The sequence below is a fragment of the Acuticoccus kandeliae genome, assembly GCF_003073115.1.
On the sequence record NZ_QBBV01000108.1, the window covers coordinates 1 to 350 of the forward strand.

1 protein-coding gene is annotated in these 350 nt (G+C 56.9%); it reads right to left on the reverse strand.

What is annotated here, in order from left to right; genetic code table 11:
* Positions 1–304 (reverse strand): outer membrane beta-barrel protein (locus DBV35_RS29525; protein ID WP_157962110.1); only part of this gene is annotated, 304 nt, incomplete at its 3' end.
* Positions 305–350: the final 46 nt, after the last annotated feature.

The following is a 350-nucleotide window of genomic DNA, read 5'->3' on the forward strand; positions in this document are numbered from 1 at the left end:
CTTCGGCGATGAAGTGGCGACGCAGGTCGAACGAGATGCCGTACTGGCTCCAGTTCTGGTCCTGGTTGGCATCGAAGTTCGGGTTCTGATAGTTCAGCTCGCCGTCGATCGACCAGTTCGGGCTAACGAACTTGCCCAGACCCAGGGTGACGAACGGAGCATCATTGGTCAGACGATCGCTGTCCTGGAAGTTGAAGCCAGCGCTACCGGTCAGGTACCAACGGTCATCGAACTCCTGCGCGGAAGCAGCCTGGGCAACCGCCAGACCGCCGAGCAACGCGGCAGTGAGAATTTTCTTGTTCATGTATACAGCTCCTTCTTTGGGAGATAAACCGATAGAGGCGTTGTTC